Genomic DNA, 20,468 nt, shown 5'->3' on the forward strand with positions numbered 1-20,468 from the left:
CCGTAGCCCCCGCTGAAAACACGCAGGGCAAGGTTCAAACATGGGTCAATTCTCGGTGGAAATATCCTGGGTTGCCGGGTCAGTTCTCAGTGGCAATCAACACTATTACGCGGTTCCTGGGGATGAAATATCGGGTCTTGGACCCCGTGCGGATATTGAAACCGCCGCCCGGCAGCGGCTCGACATATCGAGGGCTGATGACCCGACAATCCTTCTTGTCGTCGCAGCATTCATAGCCGGTGACCGGATCGTGGTAGCCGGTATACCAGCTATGAGCGACGGCAAGCGCGATCAAAAAGAGCTTCATGTTTCAGAAACTTTGCGCCTCCGGACGAATATTAGCAAGCGCTTGACTAACGCTCCTCGCGCTCCAGAATCTGCCGCATGGTGCGGGGAATTGGCATTGGAGACCTGGTGGCGGTCATGGCCACGGTGCGACGGCGGGTCGATGAAGACACCGTTAGCGTCTCGATTCCGTCCTACGATTTCCCGCACGCGATCCGCGACTCGTCCAAGGTCAAACGCGGCCAGCAGATAGAGTTGACCGGCGAGGTCACGCGCATCGATGACGAGACCGTGACGATCGCCTTGGGACCGCTGGTGACGGTCACCATCGACAAGCTTCGGCTGGTGGAGAAATACCGGCCGCCGACCCGCAAGAAGCCGCTGCGAGACATGGTCGACTAAGCGAGAACGGCGTATAATTCGCCCAGCCGGCGCACCCCAACCCTGCGCCGGTCAGGCCCGGTGGTCAAACCCAAGCCCACCCGCCCTTGGCCGCTGGGCCGCTAATAGCCTCGCGAAGAAATGGCCGGTGTAGGCGATGAGGGGTTGTAAGCGAGCACCGGCCATCGCGAGAAAACCCCCGCTGGTTGATAAGTCTATATTACATTAGCAATCACGCAATTAAGACTGAAGTCCTTGGTTTGGCGGCCCTAAAGGCCCGCTTCGTCGAACTCCTTCGCCATCGCTTTGGCCTTACGTTTAGAACGTTTCCGGCTTGCGCCCCACCTTTTGCTGCTTCCTTCGTACATATTGATAAATGCCTTTATATTAGCAGAAGCGTATATATTCGCTAGCTGGCGCGCCCGCCTACGCCCACCCCCCGCGTCGGTCAGGCCCGGCGCTCTGCTGGCCACCCCGCCGGTGCAGAGATGCCGGGCCGCCTAGTCCTGAGCCCTGGGATCTTCGGGTGGCTGGGAACGAGATATTCCGGTCAGGGCGCCCCTCAGGCGCTCTACCCAGCCGTAGAGGCCTGCCGCATATACGGCCATTTGAGTTGCGGCTCGGGCGGTGACTGACTACCTACCCGCCTATGAACAGACTGAAAATCACGCTTTGGATTGTGCTGGCCGTCCTTATCTTGGCCGGCATTTATCTGTTTGTGGAAGCGGACGCGATTGATTGGTCATCGCGGCCTTGATCGCTACCCAGCCGTAGGCCGCACCAGTCCCGTCCCGTTCCATTGAATGAACGGCGCATCCTTGCCGGTGATTTCTTTGACCGTCTTCAACAGCGCTCATGCGTACGCTGCAGAGCCCGGTAATGCTCGCTGCTAGGCGATAGAAGCGGCTGGACGATGCTCTTATGAAGCCGCTCCGCCTCTACCAGAAAGCGGTCGATTTCAGCCTGTGAAAGCTGTTTGTGAAGTTTGGTTCTAGCCATTTATGGCGATCTCCGTTGAAGGGGTTCGCCGCAACGGGAGGATTATATTCCTGATCTTGATGGCGCCGGCAAGCCGGCTGGCATCGCCGCTTGCCTCGACTAGGCACGGGAGGGGCCATCCTTCTTCCGCCTGACCCGCATTCGCATACGGTGGTCCTCGTCACTAGTCGTGCTCATCCCTAGGGGCGACCTTGTCGGCTTGGGGTGTCCCCCTGCTGAAAAGAGAAGGGCGAAACGATAGATCCTCGAGGGAACAGGTCGGTACATCGCGCGCGAAAGTGCGTCAGCAGTGCGCTGGCCAAGTTCAAGCATGACGTTGTCGTATGTGTCGGAAACTCGACAATTGGGGCAAGACAAGAGGTCGGACCCTTGCGGCCCACTGATGCTGCTAAGGGGCACTCTGCATGAATTGCAGACAATCTTAGGACCGCTTTCGATCATCCACCACGCCCGTGTTTTGAAAGCTAATGTGATCGACCTCTCCGCGAGAACAGCTCAGCAGTGATTTCGTCTCTGTCCCCACTATGCCTAGCGATCAAAGCCAGCGCTTCCTGGCGGCTAATGTTGCCGAGCTTCATGAGGTACGGAACCTCAAACGTTCTCTTGTTGAGGCGCCATTCTGGCACGCGCCGTGTTGGTGATTTTCGCGCTGTTGTTCCATCTTGACGCATCATCTTTGACTCCTCTCCCTGATATGATGATGCCGTCGCAAATTCCGCGCCACGTCCTGCTTCGGAGGGCCACGGCCCCTGGCCTAAGCCGCCGGGTGCCGGGTAGCGCTATCTGGTGCGCGTTCTTTGCCGTCCTACACCGCCGAAGCGTCTGGCGCGTTCTGGCGCCCGCCTGTGGCTTTGCTGGAGCCTATGCCGCCGCCCGCTTCTCGATTTCGTTGAGCTTGGCCTTCCGCATCTTGCCACGGTCAGCCGGCTTGAACACGATCGGCGCCGACCTGAGTTGGCGGGCATAGAGCCCTACGGTGATATGGTGTTCGTCTACTATTCCGGCCATCATGTCATCCGCGCGATAGAAAGCGAGGACGTCCTTGACCGTGAACAAAGAGCAATTGCTGCGCTATGCGCGACTTGTCCGATTTACCTGGTGGCGGGTAGCGAGGCAGTTGACGCGTTCCCGTCCTATAAGCTGATGAAACCGCTGGCTGAAATATCCAACACGGGTGCTATTTGGCGACTGGGGAGTGCCCCCAACATAGGGCGTGACAAAGGAAGCTAAATCTTCACCTGCCATCAGCGAATTGGAACGGTCCTGCGCAGAGCAAAAAGGCCTGGGCGCCGCCAAGCGCCCAGGCCGTCCATTGAGATTGATGCGGGTTCAGTTCTTGACGACGCTGGTGGCCGCCTGTTCGATGAGCTTGGCGACGGCTCCGGGGTTGGAGACGTAGACTGCGTGGCTGCCGGGCACTTCAACGACCGTCGCCTGGGCGCGGGCCGCCATATGGCGCTGCGCCGGCGGCGGGATCATCTTGTCGTCGGAGGCGACAAGGTACCAGCTTGACTTCACCTTCCAGGCCGGAGCGGTGACCTTGCCTTCGAGCGCCGCGACACCCCACGGCACCTGCGAGTCCGCCATGAAGGAGGCGAGCGAGGGACGGACATCGGCGGCGAACGAGGCGGCGAACTTGTCCTTGTCGAGCATCAGGAAGCCGTCGACCGGCGGCAGGATCGGCGGCACCGACGCTCCGGGCGGCGGGTTGGCGATCAGGGTCGAGACCGATTCGCCGGCATCCGGCGCGAAGGCCGCGATATAGACGACAGCCGCCACCTTGGGATCGGTGCCGGCTTCCGACACCACGACGCCGCCATAGGAGTGGCCGACCAGGATGACGTTGCCGGGAGCGGCGGCGATGGCGCGCTTGGTGACGGCGACATCGTCGGCAAGCGAGGTCGTCGGGTTCTGGACAATGGTCACGTCATAGCCGTCCTTCTTGAGGATCTGGTAGACCCCGTCCCAGCCGGAGCCATCGACGAAGCCGCCATGCACGAGGACGACGGACTTTGCTGCAGTGTTCGACATTTGAGTTCTCCTGTTTCAAATCGTTGGTTGGGCGTTTGTTGCAGGAGAACTATGCGGCAGGGCTGAGCGGCGCGCTTTCAGGCGGCTTTCAGGTTCCCTTGATTTTACCTTGAGATCGCTTTGATTTTGCGTCCACGACGCGGCTACAGTGTCGTGTCCTCTTCGCCGCACGATCTGGAGCAAGCAGTTTGCCGTATCTTTTTGAGAATTTTGCTCTGGATGGCGATCGGCGGGAACTGCGTCGCGGCAACGACCTGATCTCCGTCGAGCCGCAGGTGTTCGACCTCTTGCAATCTGATCCGCAATCGCGAGCGGGTGGTGAGCAAGGACGATCTGGTCGATGCGGTCTGGCAGGGGCGCATCGTTTCCGACGCCACGCTCGCCAGCCGCATCAACGCCGCCCGCAATGCACTCCAAGACAGCGGCGAGGAGCAGCGGCTCATCCGCACCATCCTGCGCAGGGGCCTTCGCTTCGTCGGCACTGTGCGCGAGGAGGCCGAGGCGACGGCACCGGTGGAAAAACCGAAGCCTGCCCTGGGTATTCCCGCCCGTCCGTCCATCGCGGTGCTGCCCTTCGTGAACCTGAGCGGCGATCCGGAGCAGGATTATTTCGCCGACGGCATGGTCGAGGACATCATCACCGGCCTGTCGCGTATCCGCTGGCTGTTCGTCATCGCGCGCAATTCCAGCTTCACCTACAAGGGCCGCGCGGTGGACGTGAAGCAGGTCGGCCACGAGCTCGGCGTGCGCTACGTGCTGGAAGGCAGCGTGCGCAAGGTGGGAAGCCGCGTCCGCATTACCGGCCAGCTCATCGACGCGGAGGACGGCAGCCATCTTTGGGCCGAACGCTACGACCGCGAACTGACCGACGTGTTCGCACTACAGGACGAGATCACCGTCAGCGTGGTCGCGGCAATAGAGCCAAATCTGCGCCGGGCCGAGATCGAACGCGTGCGGCGCGATCGTCCCGACAGTCTCGACGCCTATGATCTGCTGCTGCGCGCGCTGCCGGATGTCTACACCTTCATGCCGCAAGGTGCCGCCAAGGGTCTGCCGCTGCTCGACCAGGCGCTCGCCATCGAGCCGACCTATGCGCTTGCCCACGGCTTTGCCGCCTGGGGCCATCAGACGCTGTTTGTGCGCGGTGGCATGAAGCCGGAGAACCAGGAAAAATCGATCCGTCATGCCCATGCGGCGATCGAGCATGGCTCGGGCGATGCGATGGCGCTCGCTCTGGCCGGTTTCACCATCGGCTTGGTGGAGCATGACCGCAGGCTGGCCGACGAGGCATTTGCCCAGGCTCTGGCGCTCAGCGCATCCTGCGCCTTCGTCTATGTCTTCGGCTGCGTGCCGGTGGCCTATGGTGGCGACGTGGCGCGGGCGATCGACTGGTGCGAGCAGGCGATGCGGCTTAGCCCCCTCGACGCCATGAGCTGTGTGCCGCAAGGCATCATCGGCTTCGGCAACTTCCTGTCCGGCCGGCACGAGCAAGCCGTCATGGCCGGCCGGCGGGCGGTTGAACTGAATCCCGGGTTCAGCATCCTGCACGGATGGCTGGCGGCGCCGCTCGCCAGGCTCGGGCGGCTCGACGAGGCAAAAGCGGCGGCCACGCGGCTCTTGTCGCTCGACCCGCATTTCACCATCGGCCGCTGGTCCGCCGCCGTGGGACTTGCACCCGATATCATCGATGACGTCACCGACGCCATGCGGATGGCCGGCTTACCGGAATAGCCGACAAGGGCGCATGCCAACTGGCGGGGCGAACGCTCCCTGCGCAAGCAGCTGGCCCCATGAGACCGCGGGCCGTTCGTTCACCCGGCGAAACAACTTTGCGCTCATTGGGCTGCCTGCGGATTTGATTTGCTTGGTGATCCCCCAACCTTAGGGCAAACTGCCTACCGGGGCGCTAGGAGGAGAAATGAGAGCACGCGCAGCAACGCTCGGGGATCTCGAGGATGTCTTTCGCGGTCTGTCCAAGCGAATGTCGGACGAATACGTCGCCGCGGGCAAGGACAGCAAGAGCGCGTACGACAATCTGATGATGAACTTGAAAGAAGGCCGTGCGCATGCGCTTGTCGAAGGCGACAAGACCGTGGCGATCATCGCCTGGCATGAAAATAGCGACGCTGCCGATACGCTGTTTGCCGCGCAGGAGGACTTCTTCCGTGCCACGACCGTCCGCTTCTGCAAGCGGCATATCAGGCACATCCAGGCGCTCGCCGGCAACCTCCCCATCCACTCGCGCAGCTGGCTTCAGGGGCCGGATGTCGCAAGATGGTTTGGAGTCATCGGCTATGTCCAGCGCGGCCAGGAGAACGGTGCCACCCTGTTCGAGCTGCCGCCTGCATAAGAAATCTCGGAATGCTACAGGCGCCACTACTCAGGGGGCGGGTGGCTAGGTGGCGTCCGCCCTCCGCACCGCAAACGCCGCCTGCACCGCGCGATTGACAGTGACCGGCAGGATCGACATGTGGTTCTCGCCGGCATGCAGCTCGAAGCTCGCGCGCACGCCCGGGACGGCGTGGAGACGCTCCGCCATTGCCCGCGCGAATTCGTCGGTGCGTGTCACCTTCTTCTGCTGCAGCCGCTTTTCTTCGTCCTCGGCACCAATCTGGAACGGCGCCAGCTTCTCGGTCTCGTACTCGCCAGCCGACAGGATCACGTCAACCGTCAGTTCGGGATTGGCCGCCTCGAAGGCTTCGAGAAAGCGGTCGATGGCGCGGTCTTCCCAATAGATGGCGGGGCTGGCCGCGATCCAGGTCCGGAACGAGAGCGGGCGGGTGAAAAGGGCATAGAGAGCGAACAGGCCACCGAAGGAATGGCCATACAGCGCCTGGCGGCTTTCATCGATCCTGGCGCGGCTCGCCACCCAGGGCTTCAGCTCATCCTCGATGAAGGCAAGGAATTCCCCTGCCCCGCCCGTCCTGACATCAGGGGTGCCATCATAAAAGGGCGGATAGGTCTTGCCCGGCGGCGGGCCGAGATCCCATGAGCGGCGCAGCGGATCATGGGCCCCCTCGACGGGATAGCCGATGGCAACGATGACGCCTTCGCAGACATTGGTGCCGGCGGGATAGCTCGCCTGCGCGCGCGCCGCGTCGACCGCCGTGCCGATGACGGCATTGCCGTCGGTCATGTAGAGGACCGGCCAGCCGGCTTGCGGCGCCGGCTTTGCCGGCACGTGCAGGAAAATCCGCCAGGGGGCACCGCCATGCGCCGGCATGAAATCACGGACCGTGGTGTCGACCATAAAGGCTGGCGTCGCCATCGACTTGGACATGGATATCTCCACAGGGACAAAAAGTCAGCGGCGGCGCAGCAGCCACATCAGCACCGGGCCGCCGATCAGCGTGGCAACGAGACCGGCCGGGATCTGGCGCGGGAAGATGGCGATGCGGCCGATCCAGTCGGCGGCGACCATGATCAGCGCGCCGGCGAGCACCGCGCCGGCGGCTTGCGGCAGCGCGCGGGAAAGGCCAAGGCGGCGGGCAAGATGCGGCGCCATCAGGCCGATGAAGGTCAGCGGACCGACGATCAGCGTCGAGGCGGCGGTGAGCGCGGCGACCATCAGCAGCACGAGAAGCCGCGTCCTCTTCACGTTGATGCCAAGGCCTTGAACGGCGGCGGAGCCGAGCGGCAGGATGTCGAGCCAGCGCATGAAGAGGGGCGCAAACGCGAAGAGGCAGACGGCGATACCGCCCGTCATCAAGGCAGCGCCCACATCGACGCCATAGGTCGAGCCGGTGAGCCAGTTGAGCAGCAGCATGGCGCGCGGATCGCCAGTGGCGGTGAGCACCAGGATCAGCGCGTCGAACAAAGCCGTCAAAGCCACCCCGGCGAGCAGCAGCCGTTCGGGCGCATAGGCGGCACGGCGGCCGATGGCCAGCGTCACCAGAAGAGCGGCGAAGGCACCGATGGTTGCCGCCGCGGTCTGCAGCGGACGGCCTGCATCGGAGATGGAGAACAACGCCACCATCATGCCGAGCGCGGCACCAGCGCTGATGCCTAGCACTTCGGGGCTTGCCATCGGATTGCCGGTCAGCCGCTGCATCATCAGCCCGGCAAGCGCCAGCATCGCGCCGGCACTCAGCGCGGCAAGCACGCGCGGCCACCGCCACGACAGCAGCGGCTGTAGCTCATCGGCGAGAGCGAAGGTCCAGCCATGCGGTCCCGGCCCATAGAGCAAGGCCAGGCCCAGTAACAAAAGCAGAGCCAGGCCGACTGCCGCGAGCACAAGGCCGGGCCGGCTTGCGCGTGGCAGACGCTCGGCCGTCAAGGCCGGGGCTTCAGAACCAAGGGCAAGGCGGGGCAATAGCCAAAGCAGCAGCGGCGCGCCGAGGAGCGCGGTGATGGCTCCGGTCGGCAGCAGATCGCCTTGCGGTCCGGTGGCGATCTGCACGCCCTAATCGGCGGCCCACAGCAATGCACCGCCGATGAGCGGCGCCATCACCAGTTGCTGGCCCAGCCGGCGTGCGCCGCCGATGCGCGCCAGGGTCGCGGCGGCCAGGCCGACAAAGCCGATGACGCCGACAGCGGCAACGACGAAGGCGATCAGTGCGACGGCCGCCGCCAGCCCGGCGAAGCGATAGGCGCCGAGCGGCACGCCAAGACTGCGCGCGCCTTCATCGTCGAGGCCAAGCAAGGTCAGCGGCCGCACCATGAGCAAGATCGCCAGCGCAGCAGTGCCGATGCGCGGCAACAGCCACAGCGTCGTCGACCAGTCCTGCTGGCCGAGTGAGCCCGCACCCCAGATGAACAGGCTGGCCAGCCATTCATGCCGAAGCACGATAAGCGCCGCGCCGATGGCGCCGGCATAGAGGCTGACGACCAACCCCGCCAGTACGATCGAAAGCGGCGACAGGCCCTTGTGCCAGGACAGAGCAAAGACGGCGGCAAGGGCGAGGAAAGCGCCGGCCAGCGCTACCCATTCGCGGCCGAAGGCGAGCAAGGAAGGCGAAAGAAGCGTCGCCAGCGCCAGCGCCAGATAGGCGCCGGCCGAGACGCCGACCGTTTCGGGCGAGGCTAGCGGATTGCGCAGAACCTGTTGCAGGACGGTTCCGGCAAGTCCGAGTGCGCCGCCGCACAGAAGGCTGACCGCAAGCCTGGGCAGGAAGGCGTAGTGGACCAGCACCTGCCGCATGTCCTCGGTGTCGGGGGCAGTGAGCGATTGGAGCCAAAGCGCCGCCGGCAATTGCACATTGAGATTGGAGACGGTCGCCGCCACTGCCGCGGCGGCGAGCACTACGCAGAGCAGAATCGCGCCGAGCGGGTAATTGCCGAAAAGGCTACGCGGCAAGACCCAGCCGGCAAGCTTGCGTTCCGATGCCACGATCGCCCCGTCCTCAGCCACGGGCGGCTTCCTCGATCATCGCCTTGGCCAGGACGCGTGCGAAGCGTGTCGCGGACGGAAGCGCGCCGAACATCAGCACGGCGGGAAGACGCATGATCGAGCGGTTGCGGACGAAAGGCATGGCGTTCCAGACCGGGCTTTCGGTCGGCGTGCCGCCGGCGCCGTCGGGCAAAGGCTCCAGATAGGCAAGGCGGGCGTCGCTGGATGTCGCCAGGCCGTCGATGCCGACGGTCGAAAACCCCCAATAGTTGGTCTCGCCGGTCCAGGCGTTGCTCAGCCCGATGCGGTCGAACACCTCCTGGAACAGGCTTTTCCTGCCGTAGACGCGCACATTGCGCGGGTCCATGAAGCTGACGACATAGATCGGCCGCGCCGAAAGCGGCGCCAGCTGCTGGCGAACTTCCGAAAGATACGCATCCGTCGCCGCGATCAGCGCTTCGCCTTCGCTTTCCTTGCCGACAAGCCTGGCGAGCTGGCGCGTCGCCTCGACGGCGCGCCGATAGGGCTGCCCGGCTTCGGTATAGAGCCCGATCGTCGTCACCGGCGCAACGCGTTCGAGCAGTGGCTTGATACCGTCGAGATACGGCATGGCCAGGATGATGTCGGGGGCAAGCTGCTGCAGCAATTCGAGATTGGGCTCGAGCAGCGTGCCGACATCGGCGATCTCGGGCGGCAGCGGCGGCTCGACCACCCAGGTCTCCCAGACGTCACGACCGGCAATGGCGACCGGGCTGACGCCGAGCATGAGCATGGTTTCGGCCAGCCCGTCATCCAGGCAGACGATGCGCAGCGGCCTGGCCGCGGCAGATGGCGATGCAATTGCGGTGAAGGGCAGAACGAAAAGCCGCAGCGCGCCGCGCCGGGTGATCCGGCTGCGGAGACGGTCAGCCCTGTGAGATTCGAGGGCCGCCATCATCGCACAGTGCCTGTGCGGAAAGCCGTCTGGGCGTGGATGTCAGGCACGGTCTTTCTCCAGAACAACACGATTCCAAAAATCTGGCTGTCGGCAGCCGATGGCCGGTTGACTATGAAACATGACTTTAATAGTCAACATTGAAGATGATTAAATGACTCAACAATTTGAATTTGGTGCGCGGCCGGAACGCCGCTGTGCGCATCGCAGGCAGTGAGGGGTGTCGAGATGGGGTTGAGTGCATATCGTGCGGCGCGTCGGCGAAGCCGGGCCCAGGGCCTTGTGGTCGCATCGCTCTCGACCCTGCTTTGCGCGCAGGCCCTTGCGCAGGACGCCACGACCGAGCTAAGCCCGATCAATGTCGAGGGGCAGACCGGCAGCCCGGTCGGCCCGGATGACGGCTATATCGCCAAGAATACCACCACCGGCTCGAAGACCGACACGCCGCTGAAGGAAATTCCGCAGTCGGTGTCGGTCATCACTCGCAAACAACTCGACGACCGTCAGCCGGGGCAGCTCGAGGACAGCCTATCCTATCTTGCCGGCGTCACGACTTCGCCATGGGGTATCGACGACCGCTTCGACCAATGCCTGATCCGTGGCTTCGACCTCTGCACGTCGGCGATCTATCGCGACGGCCTGCCGCAGAAGGTGATCGATTTCTCCGGCTTCAAGATCGAACCCTATGGGCTGGAGCGAATCGAGGTGCTGAAGGGACCGTCCTCGGTGCTCTACGGCGAGAACGAGGCCGGCGGCATGGTCAATGCCATCACCAAGCGGCCGACGGATAAGCCGATCTATGACGGCTTCCTCAGCTATGGCAGCTTCAACACGGTCGAGGCCGGGCTCGATGTCGGCGGCCCGATCGACGATGCCGGCATATGGTCCTACCGGCTGACCGGTCTGGTTCGCAACGGCGAGATCGAAACCGACTATTCCCGCAACGACCGCATCTTCGTCGCGCCGGCGCTCAAGTGGCAGCCGGATGCGCAGACCTCGCTGACCATCCTGGCCAACTACCAATGGGACAGGCTGACCCCGATTCAGTTCCTGCCAGCGGAATACGGCAATCTGCCGCGTAATTTCTTCACCGGCTCGCCCGACTTCGACCGCTTCGATGCCAACCATGGGTCGATCGGCTACCAGTTCAGCCATGAGTTCGACGACCATTGGACGGTGCGGCAGAACCTGCGCTACTCGCAGCAGGAAACCGACTACCGGCAGCTCTATTATGGCGAATGGCTTGGCGGCCCAGACATGATCAACGACCATACGATGTCGCGCACGCTGTTCACCGTGGACGAGACGGCAACGCTTTTCAATGTCGACAACCAGGCCGAATACAAGGCGAGCTTCGGCGCGGTCGAAAACAAGCTGCTGTTCGGTCTCGATTACAACAGGCAGTCGGTCGACGGGCAGAACGGCTACGGGGAGGGTCCGCCGCTGGACACGCTGAACCCGGACTACTCGATCCCGGTCACGCCGCCGGGCCTCATCATTGCCGATCGCGTGCAGACGATCGGCCAGATCGGTCTTTATGCACAAAACCAGTCCAAGATCGCCGACCACTGGGTTCTGACCCTCGGCGGCCGGCAGGCCTGGATCGACAACACCAATCAGGACCGGATTGGTACGGGCAGCTACGATCAGAAGGACCATGCCTTCACCGGCAATGTCGGCATCGGCTATCTCTTCGACAATGGCTTGACGCCCTATGCCAGCTATGCCGAATCCTTCACCACCAATATCGGCCAGACATTGTCCAATGTGCCGTTCCGGCCCTCCAAGGGAAAGCAGTACGAAGTCGGCGTGAAGTACGAGCCGACCTTCTTCCCCGGATACCTCACCGCCTCGCTGTTCGACCTGCGCAAGACCAATGTGCTGACGACCGATCCGAGCAATCCGCTTGGCCAGGTGCAGACTGGAGAAGTCCGCCATCGCGGCCTCGAGATCGAGGCCAATGCCGATCTCGCTTTCGGCCTGAGCACGACAGCGGCCTACACCTATCTCGATGCGGAGATAGCGAAGGGCGACGACGCCGGCAACCGCCCTGCCAGGGTGCCGGAACACCAGGCATCGCTGTGGGCCAACTATGAAGTTGGCAGCGGCGTGCTCGAGGGCTTGAGCTTCGGCGCCGGCGTGCGTTACATCGGCGCAAGCTTTGGCGACAACACGAACACAGTCAACGTGCCCGGCCACACGCTGGTCGACGCGGCACTGCGCTACAAGAAGAACGGCTGGCAGGCGGCGCTCAATGTCTCCAACCTGTTCGACAAGACCTACTACTCGACTTGCTATGAGAGCGGCAGCAAGTCCGACCTCAGCTGCATCTATGGCGAAGGCCGCGTCATCAAGGGCAGCCTCAGCATGAAGTTCTAATCACGCTGCCCAATTGCCCAGGTTGTGGCGATCTGGGCCAGTCAGGCACGGCCCGGTGCTTATCGGCGCCGGCTGCAAGGCGATTCCACCCGTCACGCCCGCTGCGACATGACGCCGCCCAGAATCGCGGCTCGCGCAGTCGAATCCAAACCCGGCATCATCTTTCCTCCACGAATTCAGTCCATAATGGGCCGGTCCACGGTCGCCTGGGGCACGAATCAAAAGCAAGCGGCAAGCCGCCGTCGGAAGATGGTGAAGACCGTGCCGAATGCATCGAGCGCAGTGCGATCGGGTTGCGCTCGGCGAGGCTTGATGATTTGTTGCCGCTATACGGAGAACGAATGATGCGAGAGCCTGCCGGTCAAGACGAATATGGGTCGACGAGTCCCTTCGATCCGGACGATCTGCCGACGTTGAATGCGATAGGTCCAAGCATGGGAAGCGGCAACGACTTCGAGAAATATGCGGTTGCGGTGATCATCGTGTTCGGCGCGCTGATCATTGGCGGGCTGATGGCTGCATCGATGACCTTCGGGCACCGCAATGGGTTCCTTTTTGCACTTGGCGGCGCCACATCGGCCTGGATATCGGGAAACGCGCTGCTGCTCGACCGGCCGCGCATTTACGCGCTGTTTGTCGGCATCGCCGCGTTGATGCTGATAGCGTCCACCGTCACGCTGATTTCGTGACGGTCTGGCTGTGAATTAGGACATCAATATCCGAGCGCTTCGCCCGATGCGGCACGGCTGTCGATAGCGCCATTGTAGCGGGCGCCGCCGCCCTTCTCGATTTCCGCCAGGCTCTTGCCGCCAACCAGGATGCCCGCCGCCTGGCCCCAGGTCGAATCACTGAGATCGAGGTGATAACCCATGCCGGCCAGCAGTTTCTCAGTGTCCGGCGACAGACCGAACGGCTCGATGTAAACCGTGTCTGGCAGCCATTGGTGGTGGATGCGCGGCGCGTCGATCGCCTCCTGGATGTTCATGCCATGGTCGACGACGTTGACGATGGCTTCCAGCGTGATGGTGATGATGCGCGAACCGCCCGGGCTGCCGATGACCATGAACGGCTTGCCGTCCTTGGCCACGACGGTCGGGCTCATCGACGACAGTGGCGTCTTCTTCGGCTGGATGGCGTTGGCTTCGCCCTGGACCAGACCATAGAGGTTGGGCACGCCGGGTTTCTGGGTGAAATCGTCCATCTCGTTGTTGAGCAGGATGCCGGTGCCGTCGGCGACGACGCCGGCGCCGAACGAGCCGTTCAGCGTATAGGTAACGGCGACCGCATTGCCGTCATTGTCGATGATCGAATAATGCGTCGTCTCCTTGCTCTCGCCAAAGCCCTTCGGCATCAGGTCCTGCGACACGCCGGCCCGGAACGGATCGATCTTGTCGCGGATGTCCTTGGCATAGGCCTTGTCCAGCAGTTTCGAGACCGGGTTTTCGACGAAATCGGGGTCGCCGAGCGCCGAATTGCGATCGACATAGGCGTAGCGCATCGCCTCGACCATGACATGGATCGTCTCGGCGGAACCGGCGCCGAGGTAAGACAACGGATAACCTTCCAGCACGTTGAGGATTTCGCAGATGATGACGCCGCCGGAGCTCGGCGGCGGCGAGGATGTGATCTCGTAGCCGCGATAGGTGCAGGTCACCGGCTTGAGTTCGCGAACCGCATATTGCTCGAAGTCCGGCTTGGCCAGGATGCCGCCCTTGGCGCCGCTCGCCTTGACGATGGCATCGGCAATGGCGCCTTTGTAGAACGCATCAGGGCCTTTCTCGGAAATGGCGGCGAGCGAGGCGGCAAGGTCAGGCTGGATCAGGCGCTCGCCGATGCCATAAGGCTTGCCATCGGGTTTCAGGAAAATGGCGGCAGCCGCGGGATCCTTTGCCAACCTGTCGGCACTGCCAGCAAAAGAGGCGGCGTCGCCCTGATTGAGGATGAATCCGTCCTTGGCATAGCCGATTGCCGGCGCCATCAGATCCTGTCTGGACAATTTGCCATATTTTTCGCGGGCCATCTCTAAACCAGCCACTGAGCCCGGCACGCCGACCGCAAGGTAGCCGTTGAGGCTGGCGCCCTTCACCGGGTTGCCGTCCTTGTCGAGATACATCGTCTTGGTCGCCGCAAGCGGCGCCCGCTCGCGAAAGTCGAGGAAGGTCGATTTGCCGTCCTTGAAGCGGATGGTCATGAAGCCGCCGCCGCCGATATTGCCGGCATTGGGGTAGACGACGGCGAGCGCATAGCCGACGGCGACTGCCGCATCGACCGCATTGCCGCCCTTCTTCAGGACCTCGACGCCGACTTCCGACGCCAGATGCTGGGCTGTCACCACCATGCCATGCTCGCCCTTGGCTGGCGCGGGTGAAGCGGCGAAGGCGCTCGTCAACGGGGCCAGTACGAAGGTGATGGAAAGACTGGCGGCGATCAATGTCCGGCGGTTCAGAGGCATGGCGGTTCTCCGGGCGGGGGGACGCCCAGAAGAACCCGTCAGGGCCGCCGAGTCCACCATCAATGGTGGACCAGGCAGATCAATTCAGATGTCAGACAATGCCGCCCGAGCCGCCGGCGACCACGGGACGTTCCGCCGCCACCTTGGTGCGGTACCCGGCTGCCCGGTAGGCGGCAACCGGATCGATGGCGCCGCCCGTCCTCAACCGCGCCATGGCGAGGATCGGCTCGACATCGGTTCGATAGGCGGCTTTCAGCGTCTGCGTCGCCATCAGCGCGTCATTGCTGTCCTGGTAGCCTTCCAGCGCCTTGCGATCGACCAACAACGCTTGTGCATAGGCGCGCTGTACCTCGACCGCCGACAGCATCAGGCTTTCGATCGGATCGGTGACGTTGTGGCTCTGGTCGAGCATATGGGCTGGATCGAAACCCTCGGCGCCCGAAAGCTCGGCATCGACCAGTTCGTTGAAGACCAGGAACAGCCGGTAGGGATCGATCGAACCGGCATCGAGGTCGTCATCGCCATATTTCGAATCATTGAAATGGAAGCCACCGAGTTTCTTGAACTGGATCAGCCGCGAGACGATCATCTCGATGTTGACGTTGGGCGCATGGTGGCCAAGGTCGACCAGGCAGAACGCCTTGTCGCCCAATTCCTTGGCGATCATGTAGTTGGTGCCCCAGTCCTGCACGACGGTGGAGTAGAAGGCCGGTTCGTACATCTTGTGCTCGGTGAACAGCTTCCAGCCGTCCGGCAGTCCGGCATAGACCTCTTTCATCGCGTCGAGATAGCGCTCGAAGGCTCTCGCGAAATTGACCTGGCCGGGGAAGTTCGAACCGTCGCCGATCCACACCGTCAGCGCTTTCGAGCCCAGCGTCTTGCCGATCTCGATGCATTCGAGATTGTGCTCAACCGCTTGCCGGCGCGTGCCGGCATCGGCATGCGACAGCGAGCCGAATTTATAGGAAAGCGTCTGGTCCTTGGCATCGGAGAAGGTGTTGGAATTCATGGCGTCGAAGCCGAGGCCGAAGCGCGAGGCCGCCTGTTTCAGCCGGTTCGGGTCGGCCTTGTCCCACGGAATGTGCAGGGACACGGTCGGCGTCGCCTGCGTCAGTTGCTTGATGACGGCGCAGTCCTCGATCTTGTCGAAAATGTCGCGCGGCTCGCCCGCGCCGGGAAAGCGGGCAAAGCGCGTGCCACCGGTGCCGACGCCCCAGGACGGGATCGCCACGGCGAATTTTTCGACCTTGTCGCGGATGACGTCGATGGCGATGCCGCGACGGTCGAGGCGCTCACCGAGCGAGGTGTAGTCACGCTCGAGATTGGCCCTGCGCGCGGCATTGTCCTTGTCGACGAGGTCGGCGGAGATGATGGATTCGGACACTATTGTTTCCTCCCAAATGCGTTCGGCCGGCGCTGCCCCTCATCCGCCTGCCGGCACCTTCTCCCCGTATAGACACGGGGAGAAGGGAAGCGCTCCGGCACCGCCTTCAAACGATTATCGCGTAAAACTCTGCGCGTTGCCCGCGTCGACATTGATGATGTTGCCGGTGGACTTGGCCGACATGTCGGAGGCGAAGAAATAGATAGCTTCGGCGATGTCCTCGGGAAACACCGAGCGCTTCAGCATCGAGCGTGAGCGGTAATGCTCCTCCAGATCGTCGGTCGACATCTTGTAGGCGGCGGCGCGCTGTTCCTTCCACTCGCCGGTCCAGATCTTCGAGCCGCGCAGCACAGCGTCCGGGTTGACGACATTGACCCTGATCTGCGCTTCCGCGCCTTCCAGCGCCAGGCAGCGCGCCAGATGAATCTCGGCGGCCTTGGCGGTGCAGTAGGCTGCGGCATTGGGCGAGGCGGCGAGGCCGTTCTTGGAGGCGACGAAGACGACGTTGCCACCAATCTTCTGCACCCGGAACAGCCGGAATGCTTCCCTGGAGACCAGGAAATATCCGGTCGACAGGATGTCCATGTTCTTGTTCCACAGCGCCAGCGTCGTCTCCTCGATCGGCGCCGAAGAGGCGAGACCAGCATTCGACACCAGAATGTCGATGCCGCCGAACTCGACCGCCGTGTCGGCGAAGCCGGAGACGACCTGATCCTCCGAGGTGACGTTGATCAGCACCGGCCGGACGAAATCCTTGCCATAGGCTTTGGCCAGCTCGTCATTGGCGCTGGCGAGCGCTGTCTCGTCGATGTCGGCCAGCACGACGCAGGCGCCTTCGCGCAGCAGCCGGCTTGCCGTCGCGCGGCCGATGCCGCCGGCGCCACCGGTGACCAGCGCGATCTGGCCGGCAAGCGCCTTTGACTTCGGCATGCGCTGCAGCTTCAGGTCCTCGAGCAGCCAATATTCGATGTCGAAGGCTTCCTGTGCGGGCAAGCCGACATAGGACGAGACCGTCGAGGCACCGCGCATGACGTTGATGGCGTTGACATAGAACTCGCCCGAAATACGCGCCGTCGCCTTGTCGCCGGCGAAGGTGAACATGCCGACACCAGGCATCAGGTAGACCACGGCATTGGGATCGCGAATGGCGGGCGAATCCGCATGCTTGCAGCTGTCGTAGTAGGCCTGGTAGCCGACACGATAGGCGGCCACGTCGTCGGCGAGGCGCGCGATGACGGCATCGACATCGGGCTTGGCCGGATCGAATTCGATCACCAGCGGGCGGATCTTGGTGCGCAGGAAATGGTCCGGACACGAGGTGCCGAGTGCCGCCAGCGGGCGCAAATCCCTGGAGTTGACGAATTCGAGCACGGCGGGCTGGTCGTCGAAATGACCGAGCTTGTGGCTCTTTTCCGAAATCAGGCCGCGGATCCTGGGCATCAGCTTCGCAGCGATGGCGCGGCGTGCGGTGGCGTCGAGCGATTTGACAGCCTCGCCACCGAAGATGGCCAAGCCCTCGGAGCGGCGCTCGAACCATTCGATCGCCTGATTGATCACCGAGATCGTCGTCTCGTAGCATTCCTTCGGCGTGTCGCCCCAGGTGAACAGGCCATGGCTTTCCAGGATGACACCCTTGGCCGCGGGATGTTCGAGGCAGAATTTCTCCAGCCAAAGGCCGAGTTCGAAACCCGGCCGCTTCCACGGCAGCCAGCCGATGGCATCGCCGAAAATCTCCCTGGTCAGCGCCTTGGAATCCTTCGCGGCAGCGATGGCGATGATCGCGTCGGGATGCATGTGGTCGACATAAGGCTTCGGCACGAAGGCATGCAGCGGCGTGTCGATCGAGGCCGCGCGCGGATTGAGATTGAAGGTGCAGTGCGGCAGGAAGCCAACCATCTCGTCTTCATGCGCGAGGCCGCGATAAAGCCCCTTCAACGCCCGCAGCTTGTCCATGTAGAGCGTCGCGAAACCGTCGAGCTTGATCGAGGCGCTGTCGCCGCCCGAACCCTTGACCCAAAGCACTTCGACGTCCTCGCCGGTGAGCGGGTCTTTCTGCCAGATCTTCGAGGAGGTGTTGCCGCCGCCATAGTTGGTGACGCGCTTGTCGGAACCGAGCGTGTTCGAGCGATAAACCAGAATCTCCGGCTCGCTCATCGATTGAGCCTTGGCCTCGTCCCACAGATTGGCGAGGCGCGCGCCGGTGCGCTTGTCGAGCATGGATAATCCTCCCGAAGGCACGCAAACGGTGCGGCCCATTTGGTCCGAATTTCCACGGAAGCGTCCGGCTTGTCAATCACAAACGATCAACACCGATCATATTGCACTGCACAATGAAATTATATGATCGGAAATGATTGACACTGCGCGTTTTGGGTGCCTAGATGCTTGGGCAGGGAGGAACCATGCACGAAAAAGAGCGCCACAGGATCATTCTGTCCGCCGTCCAGGAAAAGCCTGTGGTGACGGTGCAGGAGATGGTCGACCTGACGGAGTCGTCCGAGGCGACGATCCGGCGCGACATCGCGGCACTCCACATCCAGAAGCGCCTGCGCCGTGTGCGCGGTGGCGCGGAGGCGATCTCGCCGCCGCAGTTCATCGGCCTCGCCGGCCGGCCCTTTTCAGTCAACGAAACGCTCAATGCCGCGCAGAAGCGGGCGATCGCCCGCGAAGCGGTCGAATTGTGCAAAGACGGCGAGCCGATCATCATCAATGGCGGCACCACCACCTTCCAGATGGTGCATTTCCTGACCAGCCGCCGCATGCCGATCTTCACCAATTCGTTCCCGATCGCCGAGCATTTGCTCAAGCACTCCAAGAACACGGTGATGCTGTCGGGCGGCACCATCTACCGCGAGCAGAACATCATCCTGTCGCCCTTCGACAATGACGTGACGCGCAATTTCTATGCGCGCCGCATGTTCATGGGCGCGCAGGGGCTAGGGCCGCTCGGCCTGATGGAAGGCGATCCGCTTTTGATCCAGGCGGAGCAGAAACTGATCGACCAGGCCGACGAGCTGGTGGTGCTGGTCGACTCCTCGAAATTCCGCAAACGCTCCAGCCTGATCCTGTGCGGACTGTCGCGCATCGCCACCGTCATCACCGATGACGGCATCGAGGATCGCGAAGCCAAAATGCTCGAGACCGCTGGCGCGACGCTGATCGTCGCCCGCAAGTCGGCAACCAACAAGGAAGAATCTTCACTGCAGGCCTGAGGCCAACTCACGCCCGCAGCGGCGATGGAATGCAACGCTCAAGGGAGGATATTCGATGAGCTTTTTGAAGAAATTGATGGTGACGGCGGCGTTCTCGGCCGCCATGTTCGTGAATGCAGCCTATGCAGAAAACGTCAAGATCGCACTGGTGGTGAAGTCGCTTGGCAACGGCTTCTTCGATGCCGCCAACAAGGGCGCCGAAGAGGCGGCCAAGGAACTCGGCGATGTCGATATCATCTACACCGGCCCGACCAAGGCGACCGCCGAAGCGCAGATCGAGGTGGTCAATTCGCTGATCGCCCAGAAGGTCAACGCCATCGCGATTTCGGCCAACGACGCCGACGCGCTGGTGCCGGTGCTGAAGAAGGCCATGGAGCGCGGCATCACCGTCATCTCCTGGGATTCGGGGGTCGCCAAGGAAGGCCGCCAGCTTCACCTCAACCCGTCCGACACCGGCCTGATCGGCGAGACCATCATCAAGCTGGCAGCCGATTATCTGCCGGAAGGCGGCGACGTCGCCATCCTGTCGGCGTCTTCCACTGCGACCAACCAGAACGCCTGGATCGACGCGGCCAAGAAAATCCTGCCGGAGAAGTTCCCAAAGATCAAACTCGTCGCCACCGTCTACGGCGATGACGATTCGGCCAAGAGCACGGACGAAGCCAAGGGCCTGCTGAAGTCCTACCCGAACCTCAAGGCTATCATCGCACCGACCACCGTCGGCGTTGTTGCCGCGGCCCAGGTGGTGACCGACGAGAACCTGATCGGCAAGGTCAACGTCACCGGGCTCGCGCTGCCGTCCGAGTTCAAGAAGTTCATCGACAACGGCGCCTCGCAGGCGGTTGCGCTGTGGAACCCGATCGACCTCGGCTACTCGGCCGTCTACCTCGCCCATGATCTGGCGGTGAAGAAGGAAGAGGCCAAGCCGGGCGCCACGCTGTCGATCGGCCGCGTCGGCAAGGTCACGCTCGACGACACCAACTCGGCTGCGATGGCTCCGCCCTTCCAGTTCGACAAGAGCAACATCGAGAAGTTCTCCAAGATCTATTGATCTGGAGCTCCTTCGAGCTAACGCGGCGGGG

At 62.7% G+C, this 20,468-nt stretch carries 15 protein-coding genes and 1 pseudogene; 7 read left to right on the top strand and 9 right to left on the bottom strand.

Going from position 1 to position 20,468, the window contains the following annotated elements:
- Positions 1-79 precede the first annotated feature (79 nt).
- Positions 80-307 carry a hypothetical protein gene (locus ACFFNA_RS03600; protein ID WP_378915669.1) on the bottom strand — a complete coding sequence of 76 codons (228 nt, stop codon included), beginning with the start codon at positions 305-307 and terminating at the stop codon, positions 80-82.
- Positions 308-384: 77 nt separating this feature from the next.
- Here ACFFNA_RS03600 and ACFFNA_RS03605 point away from each other — a divergent pair, with 77 nt between their 5' ends.
- Entirely contained in the window at positions 385-687 is a 303-nt protein-coding gene (locus tag ACFFNA_RS03605) for a hypothetical protein (protein WP_378915670.1), read from the top strand.
- 1,839 nt (positions 688-2,526) lie between these two features.
- On the opposite strand, the gene ACFFNA_RS03610 is transcribed toward ACFFNA_RS03605, so the two are convergent.
- Complete coding sequence (locus ACFFNA_RS03610; RefSeq protein WP_378915671.1) at positions 2,527-2,673, bottom strand: hypothetical protein; 147 nt, start codon at positions 2,671-2,673, stop codon at positions 2,527-2,529.
- A 321-nt stretch (positions 2,674-2,994) separates the two neighbouring features.
- Positions 2,995-3,696 carry an alpha/beta fold hydrolase gene (locus tag ACFFNA_RS03615; protein WP_378915672.1) on the bottom strand — a complete coding sequence of 234 codons (702 nt, stop codon included), beginning with the start codon at positions 3,694-3,696 and terminating at the stop codon, positions 2,995-2,997.
- Positions 3,697-4,014: 318 nt separating this feature from the next.
- Between ACFFNA_RS03615 and ACFFNA_RS03620 the strand changes: the two genes are divergently transcribed.
- Both ACFFNA_RS03620 and ACFFNA_RS03625 read left to right on the top strand, forming a co-directional pair.
- The gene (locus tag ACFFNA_RS03620; protein WP_378915674.1) at positions 4,015-5,427 is read left to right on the top strand and encodes a transcriptional regulator; all 1,413 of its coding nucleotides are present in this window, start codon (positions 4,015-4,017) and stop codon (positions 5,425-5,427) included.
- A 187-nt stretch (positions 5,428-5,614) separates the two neighbouring features.
- Complete coding sequence (locus ACFFNA_RS03625; RefSeq protein WP_111544582.1) at positions 5,615-6,046, top strand: hypothetical protein; 432 nt, start codon at positions 5,615-5,617, stop codon at positions 6,044-6,046.
- Between the two features lie 45 nt (positions 6,047-6,091).
- Here ACFFNA_RS03625 and ACFFNA_RS03630 read toward each other — a convergent pair whose 3' ends face one another.
- From ACFFNA_RS03630 to ACFFNA_RS03640, 3 genes and pseudogenes are all read right to left on the bottom strand, one after another.
- Positions 6,092-6,976 (bottom strand): alpha/beta hydrolase, encoded by an 885-nt coding sequence (locus ACFFNA_RS03630; protein WP_378915676.1) that lies wholly within the window; start codon positions 6,974-6,976, stop codon positions 6,092-6,094.
- A gap of 24 nt (positions 6,977-7,000) precedes the next feature.
- Positions 7,001-9,046, bottom strand: a pseudogene (gene fhuB, locus ACFFNA_RS03635) (Fe(3+)-hydroxamate ABC transporter permease FhuB).
- The gene (locus ACFFNA_RS03640) at positions 9,039-9,962 is read right to left on the bottom strand and encodes an ABC transporter substrate-binding protein (protein ID WP_378915678.1); all 924 of its coding nucleotides are present in this window, start codon (positions 9,960-9,962) and stop codon (positions 9,039-9,041) included. The pseudogene fhuB and the gene ACFFNA_RS03640 overlap by 8 nt, the downstream one beginning before the upstream one ends.
- 231 nt (positions 9,963-10,193) lie before the next feature.
- Here ACFFNA_RS03640 and ACFFNA_RS03645 point away from each other — a divergent pair, with 231 nt between their 5' ends.
- Both ACFFNA_RS03645 and ACFFNA_RS03650 read left to right on the top strand, forming a co-directional pair.
- Entirely contained in the window at positions 10,194-12,338 is a 2,145-nt protein-coding gene (locus ACFFNA_RS03645; RefSeq protein WP_378915680.1) for a TonB-dependent siderophore receptor, read from the top strand.
- Positions 12,339-12,679: 341 nt separating this feature from the next.
- Positions 12,680-13,027, top strand: coding sequence for a hypothetical protein (locus ACFFNA_RS03650; RefSeq protein ID WP_167458483.1), 348 nt, complete (start codon positions 12,680-12,682; stop codon positions 13,025-13,027).
- Between the two features lie 23 nt (positions 13,028-13,050).
- Here ACFFNA_RS03650 and ggt read toward each other — a convergent pair whose 3' ends face one another.
- The 3 genes from ggt to ACFFNA_RS03665 all read right to left on the bottom strand — a co-directional run bounded on the left by ggt (position 13,051) and on the right by ACFFNA_RS03665 (position 18,391).
- A complete protein-coding gene (gene ggt / locus ACFFNA_RS03655) occupies positions 13,051-14,790 on the bottom strand; it encodes a gamma-glutamyltransferase (protein WP_378915682.1) in 1,740 nt (579 codons plus the stop codon).
- Between the two features lie 91 nt (positions 14,791-14,881).
- Positions 14,882-16,174, bottom strand: coding sequence for an L-rhamnose catabolism isomerase (gene rhaI / locus ACFFNA_RS03660; RefSeq protein WP_378915684.1), 1,293 nt, complete (start codon positions 16,172-16,174; stop codon positions 14,882-14,884).
- 114 nt (positions 16,175-16,288) lie between these two features.
- Positions 16,289-18,391 (bottom strand): bifunctional rhamnulose-1-phosphate aldolase/short-chain dehydrogenase, encoded by a 2,103-nt coding sequence (locus tag ACFFNA_RS03665; RefSeq protein WP_378915686.1) that lies wholly within the window; start codon positions 18,389-18,391, stop codon positions 16,289-16,291.
- A 185-nt stretch (positions 18,392-18,576) separates the two neighbouring features.
- Here ACFFNA_RS03665 and ACFFNA_RS03670 point away from each other — a divergent pair, with 185 nt between their 5' ends.
- Both ACFFNA_RS03670 and rhaS read left to right on the top strand, forming a co-directional pair.
- On the top strand, positions 18,577-19,386 hold the full coding sequence (locus ACFFNA_RS03670) for a DeoR/GlpR family DNA-binding transcription regulator (RefSeq protein ID WP_378915688.1): 810 nt from the start codon (positions 18,577-18,579) through the stop codon (positions 19,384-19,386).
- A 55-nt stretch (positions 19,387-19,441) separates the two neighbouring features.
- Positions 19,442-20,437: a rhamnose ABC transporter substrate-binding protein gene (rhaS, locus tag ACFFNA_RS03675; protein WP_027055502.1), complete on the top strand. Its 996-nt coding sequence runs from the start codon at positions 19,442-19,444 to the stop codon at positions 20,435-20,437.
- Positions 20,438-20,468 lie beyond the last annotated feature (31 nt).

Source organism: Mesorhizobium kowhaii (genome assembly GCF_042431665.1).
GTDB lineage: Bacteria > Pseudomonadota > Alphaproteobacteria > Rhizobiales > Rhizobiaceae > Mesorhizobium > Mesorhizobium kowhaii.